This window comes from Mesorhizobium sp. M4A.F.Ca.ET.050.02.1.1 (assembly GCF_003997725.1).
Taxonomy (GTDB): domain Bacteria; phylum Pseudomonadota; class Alphaproteobacteria; order Rhizobiales; family Rhizobiaceae; genus Mesorhizobium.
Genome location: NZ_RZSG01000960.1, coordinates 1 through 2,038, shown reverse-complemented (window position 1 = coordinate 2,038; position 2,038 = coordinate 1). Strand labels below are relative to the sequence as shown.

General features: G+C 62.2%; 2 protein-coding genes. Both read left to right on the top strand.

Annotated elements, in window-relative coordinates; all coding sequences use genetic code 11:
- Nucleotides 1-356: sugar nucleotide-binding protein (locus EOA33_RS33660; protein ID WP_145989456.1), on the top strand; the 356-nt coding region annotated here is incomplete at its 5' end.
- Between the two features lie 297 nt (nucleotides 357-653).
- Nucleotides 654-2,038 (top strand): SDR family NAD(P)-dependent oxidoreductase (locus tag EOA33_RS33655; protein WP_145989455.1); only part of this gene is annotated, 1,385 nt, incomplete at its 3' end.

Genomic DNA, 2,038 nt, shown 5'->3' with positions numbered 1-2,038 from the left:
CCGCTATCCTGCACGCGGCGGCAAGGCTCGATCGCGACAGGGATTTTGATGACTTTGGCATTTACCATCTGACGGGAGCCGGCGAGGCCAACTGGAGCGGTTTTGCCCGCCAGATCCTGGAGATGAGCCGCGCGCACGGCGGGCCGCACGCGCGAGTGCGCGACATCGCCACCGGCGACTATCCGACCAAGGCTCGACGCCCCCAAAATTCGCGCCTGTCAACGGCGAGGTTCGGGAGCACCTTCGCCTGGCAGGCGCCGGACTGGCGGCTGTCCGCACAAAGGGTGGTGTCTCGTTTGCTGGGACAGGGAAAAGGCGATGCCGGTGGATCCGTCGCCGGCCCGGGCCTGCGGTAGCGAACTCTAATGTTGCGCCCCCAACTGTCCAGTCCGGCGGAGTCCGCGCAAGCAGATCAAGTCGCCGACGGGAAGTATGCAGGCATTCAATCCTGCGTGCTTCCAAAAAAATATATGGCGATGATCTCAACTCCACGCTATGCGATAACGGGGTGAAGGGGCTGGGGAATGGCGCTCTGGATCGGCGCAGGATGATGATCTGTCCGGCGCCAGTCTAGTGGCCATGTCTTCGTGCCTGGAGTTCAGTACTACCCAATGACATCCTATGTAGAAGCTGTGTCCGGACTTCGGCCGAAGATGCGGCGTGCTATCATCATGCTTCAGGACATCATCATGGTCCTGATCGCGGTGGCGCTCAGCCTGGTTTTGTCACAGTCGAAGCTGTCGTTCGACGCGTTCTCCTATGGCGGGCTGGCCTGCTGGGCGGTCATCGTGCTGATTGCCCATCTGCTGTTCAGATACTGCGGCCTTTACAACACCGTTTGGCGATTCGCCTCGACACCCGATTTCTTCAACATCCTCAAGGGCTGCGGAATCCTGACGGTAGTCCTCTATTTGTCCTCGCTCGCCTTCCGCTCCTTCCAGCCCGTCACCGGCCTCAACGAGCGTCAGTTCATCGTCTTTTTCCTCGTCTCCTTCACCATCATTTCCGCGCCCAGGCTCTACTACCGGTTCCTGCGCGACGGCGCGAGTTGGCGCATCCTCGGTCGCAGGAATGACGGAGGGGACGCGCGGATCAAGCAGGCGCTGTTCATCGGCAGGTTGAGCGAGGTCGACGTGATCATCCGTTTCACGCGCACCGCGCAGCCTACCGAATATGCCATCGCCGGCATCATGGCGATCGAGGGTGGAGCGTCACTGGGCACGCAGATCCAGGGCGTTCCGGTAGTGGCCGCCCGCCCGCGGCTGGTCGAAGTGCTCGAGGAATACGCCAGGGGCACGGAAAATATCGACCTGCTTATCTTTGGCAATGGCGCCGAACGCGAGATCGAGGAGTATTCGGAGCTTGTTCGCGTCGCCCGCCACAGCGGCATCGCCGTCGTCCAATTCTCGGGCTTCTCGGAACTTGGGCAAGGCGGCAAGCTTGTGCTCGACGCCGTCGAGATGGAAACCATCCTGCGTCGCTCGACCGTGCCGCCCGACATCGAACGCATCGGCGCCTTCGTCAGCGGCAAACGCGTGCTCGTCACCGGGGGCGCCGGCTCCATCGGCCGCATCCTGGTCAAGCGCTCGCTGGAACTCGGCGCGGAGGCCGTTCTGGTCGCCGACATTTCGGAATTCGGCATCTTCCAACTCGACCAGTCCATCGGCGAAAAGGACCACGATCGACTGAAGAGCCGCATCGTCGACGTCACCGACCGGCGCCAGATGACGCGCGTCGTCAGCGAATTCATGCCGTCCATCATCTTCCATGCAGCGGCGCTGAAGCACGTGCCCCTGCTTGAGGAGAACTGGGAATCCGCGATCCAGACCAATATTTTCGGCACGCTCGCCTGCGCCGAGGTTGCCGCCAAATGCGGGGTCCCGCAGTTCCTTTTGATCTCGAGCGACAAGGCGGTGGACCCGACCTCGGTGCTCGGCATCACCAAGAGAGCGGCCGAGCAGATCGTGAGCTCACTCCACGAAACGCAGGCTGTCGGGCAGGGCGGACGCCGCGCCGGTACCAAATTCATCGCCGTGCG